The following is a 3548-nucleotide window of genomic DNA, read 5'->3' on the forward strand; positions in this document are numbered from 1 at the left end:
AACATCTATAAGATATAAAAATCTATATATACATACTTACTTTTTAATTTCGCTAATTAACAAGGTAAGGCCTCACATATATAAACTAAATTAAATGTTTTATTAAAAATTACATTGATTATATAAATTAGTTAATCATAAGAAACCAAGTTTAAGTGCTTTATCTTTTTCGCCGCCCCAAGGATCATCAATCAGGTATCTGGCAACTATTGGGCTTTCTGCTGGAACAAAAGTAAATTTGTAAAAAACCTCATCATTTTCGCAAATTTCATAATAAAGATCATATAAAGATCTATCAAATGCTATGTTTATTTTGAATTTTTCTGCAGCTGATGCAACTTCTACATTATCACTATTATTAATATAAAAAGGAGTCACAATACACCGTTGTGTATTTTCATCCATAACAAAATTATCTGTTAGATTTAAAACAACATTAGCTCCAAAAGCTTCGTCAGGTAAAGGATCAAATATAACATAATCTTTATGAATGACGGCACCTTGTTCAATATTCTCTTTACCCCATTGAGATAATTTTTCAGAATAAGCTCTAGATCGAACTAAAATTTGATTATGGGAAATCAACAAATCAACTACTTGATTGTTAGGGTTTTCCATGCACTACCTCCATTTGAATTTTACTTTTTGTCAGACAACCCCCAACATAACTATTCGATTGCTTTACTATGAGCCTGATTATTATGCAGATCAATGTGCCTAACATGCGCTATTAGACCTTTTTAAATAAATCCATTAATCATTTCAATCAGGTCTGATTTCGTTTTAACTTTTTTTTATTTTTAATAACTATTTAATAAAAAATCTATTTATCTTCTTTCATCGCACTTACTAATCGAATCGTTTTTCCAGAATCAACAAGCATCATCTCCATACATGGCTCTGCTCCACTATATAACCTGAATAATAGATAGCTAGAATTATTTGCTTTCGTTATACAATAAAGCAAGGAGCCCTACCCATCAGATGAATTAGGTGTAGACATTAGCTGATCATTATTCACACATGGATAATAAAAAACACCTACAATAGGAAAATTACCTCCTTTGCGAAGGTCCAAATGTATCTCTTCGACCCTATTTCGGCTTGCTATTGGTTCGAGGGAGCAATTTAATTCTTTTTTAAGTATTGTTTCTATCTAAGTGAGATCACTATTATTCACTATGCTAAACGCTATCATTTTATTTTCCAATTGATAGGTCACTTAAACATTATCTGTTCTTTTATTAGATTATATTGAACATCTTGTCTATTTTATTTGCATTTTATTACACGTCTTTGGCCACAAAATAGGCAAAGGCATGGTTAGTTAAATAATGCCCATCTTCCCCATTAAACTTCTTCGCAGCGTCCGGCCAGGCAAAAAAACGTGTCTCAGGTTTATCCGCTATCTGCCCCGTTTCCCGATTAATTAAATAAACCTTCTTGGCGCCTTTTTTAAATATTTTCCATACCGCTTTTACAAATTTATCGGTCTCAGGTTGTTTTACCACATTATAAGAAGCAGTTAATCGACCATTTCTTAAAGACTCAGTATCATAATTGGCTAATTCAGAACATGAAAAGCGGACAAGACCTTCTCCAACCATAGCACCATCATAATTTGACCCTGGATAATGTATAACGTATTTTTTTTTATAATCTTCAATACTTAAAATATCGGTATTTATAATACTAAAATCTATATTTTTAGCTATTTCCATATCCAGTACATCAAAAGTCGGTATATTCAGATCAGGCCAAATATATTGTGTAATAAATTTAACCGACTCAATCTGATCTTTTAAAACTTTGGAGAATTCTACTGCATCCACTGCAGTCATGAAGATTTCTAAAGCAGGCAGTTTAATTTTACCAGTCATATAATTTCACTTTAATAGTTAAAATATCTAGTTTATAAGGCTCAAAACCTTTACTTATAACAATCATTGGATTATCAATTCAATCTTCGTTAGGTTTAGGTATAAAAGTTGGCTATTTATCCCCTTTTTTTGAACCTCAATAAAACCAAAGTAATCCCCATCAGTCAATCCAATAGAGTGTATTAGGGATGTATTGATTAAGATTGTATTCTACTCTTATTCCAATTGAGGTATTGGGACGACTAAGATGCCATCATACCTTTAAACACACGACTACCGCCAGCATCTCTTATCACTTACCTGCGCCTAAGTGGTAACAGCTTATTGCAAAGATAGACAGTTAATCTTAAACAAAGCAGAAAATGATTTTAGTGATGATAAGCAACTGATTGTTGATGCATATTGCTGACTAATAATTAGAGAAGAAGCTAAAATTGGAAATCTCTTTACAACAGTTTACCTCAAACAATTATGTGAGGTAATAAATCATGGCTAGATGGTTAAGGGGATCAAGGACGGTATTTTTAAAGTACGGAATAAGAGTTAAATAATAAAAAAAGCTGGGAAGACTCATTTTTCTTGCCCAACTCTTAAAATTAATTAAATAGCTAGGCCAAATCCTCTTCGGTAACTAATTTATCCATAAACTCTTTGAAAGAAGAAGCGAGTTTTCTCTGTACTAACATATGATTTTTATCCATAGAAAGATTTGGATCAAATGAATCTGTCGCATAAAAGATCACACTACCATCATTTTTATTTAGACAAAAATAATTACCACCCCAATCATTCCCAAAAGGTATGATATTTATCGGAATCACATTCTTTTTGATCATCTCATGATAACAACCATCAATTAAAGATTTCGGATCATCATTAGTTAATTTGTTATATTTAAATGGTTTCAAAAAAGCCACTTCTAATGGTTCAAAATCATCATTACTTTCCCACCAAGCTCTGGACGGTATCCCACCATTAAAGGATAGATAATGTGATATAAATTCCTCAGGAAAACAATATGACAAAACCTTCTCCACAGATTTAATATCTGAAAGAACAATATTTTTTTCACAATTTGTGCATGGATTATCCATTATGCTCTACCTATTTTTAAAGCTTTTGTAATACGGACAGCTAACCATCCTTTAGTAGGATGGTATAGCAAAACTATCTGAACTTCCATAAGTTCCAGAAGGTAAGTTGAAATGTTTTTCAAACTGCCCCCCCTTTATGAGGGAAAGTACCTTCATGAGATTAAGTTTTAACTAACTACATAGTATGTTTTACTCGTTGTAGGATCAAAATCATCCAAATGATCCCATATATAACCTATAGATTCTGCTTCCGTTATATCAACTTGTTTAACCTCTTCAGTATTATTAATTTTTCCCACCTAACGTATGTTATTAGTTCGTTATCGTCTAAAGGTTCATCAGGTATGTTTAAGAAACAAGCAAAGCAACAATATCCAATGATTGATATTTTTATATCACTCAAAGAATCAAGAGCCTTTTTGGGTATGATTTCATAATCCAAATCAGATAAATTATTTCTTAAATATATAAATTAAAATTATAAATCCTATTTACACCCCATTTAGAATAAACTAATTGTTCTAAAAAATAATCCATTGAATTCATCGTTTTTTACTGTCAGTATCTTTACAAG

3 protein-coding genes are annotated in these 3548 nt (G+C 31.3%); all 3 read right to left on the reverse strand.

Going from position 1 to position 3548, the window contains the following annotated elements; all coding sequences use genetic code 11:
• Positions 1 to 135: 135 nt before the first annotated feature.
• The 3 genes from comJ to B6D18_RS12125 all read right to left on the reverse strand — a co-directional run bounded on the left by comJ (position 136) and on the right by B6D18_RS12125 (position 2974).
• A complete protein-coding gene (comJ, locus tag B6D18_RS12115) occupies positions 136 to 618 on the reverse strand; it encodes a competence protein ComJ (RefSeq protein ID WP_086364676.1) in 483 nt (160 codons plus the stop codon).
• Positions 619 to 1286: 668 nt separating this feature from the next.
• Positions 1287 to 1880, reverse strand: a complete 594-nt coding sequence (locus B6D18_RS12120; RefSeq protein ID WP_086364677.1) for a hypothetical protein — start codon at positions 1878 to 1880, stop codon at positions 1287 to 1289.
• 608 nt (positions 1881 to 2488) lie between these two features.
• Positions 2489 to 2974, reverse strand: coding sequence for an SMI1/KNR4 family protein (locus B6D18_RS12125; RefSeq protein WP_086364678.1), 486 nt, complete (start codon positions 2972 to 2974; stop codon positions 2489 to 2491).
• Positions 2975 to 3548: the final 574 nt, after the last annotated feature.

Origin of the sequence: Gilliamella sp. A7, from assembly GCF_002142015.1 — a bacterium.
In the GTDB taxonomy this organism is placed as follows: domain Bacteria; phylum Pseudomonadota; class Gammaproteobacteria; order Enterobacterales; family Orbaceae; genus Gilliamella; species Gilliamella apis_A.

Excerpts from the sequence above, each read along its gene's own strand:
- comJ (WP_086364676.1), bottom strand. The coding sequence starts at position 618 with ATGGAAAACCCTAACAATCAAGTAGTTGATTTGTTGATTTCCCATAAT.
- B6D18_RS12120 (WP_086364677.1), bottom strand. The coding sequence starts at position 1,880 with ATGACTGGTAAAATTAAACTGCCTGCTTTAGAAATCTTCATGACTGCA.
- B6D18_RS12125 (WP_086364678.1), bottom strand. The coding sequence starts at position 2,974 with ATGGATAATCCATGCACAAATTGTGAAAAAAATATTGTTCTTTCAGAT.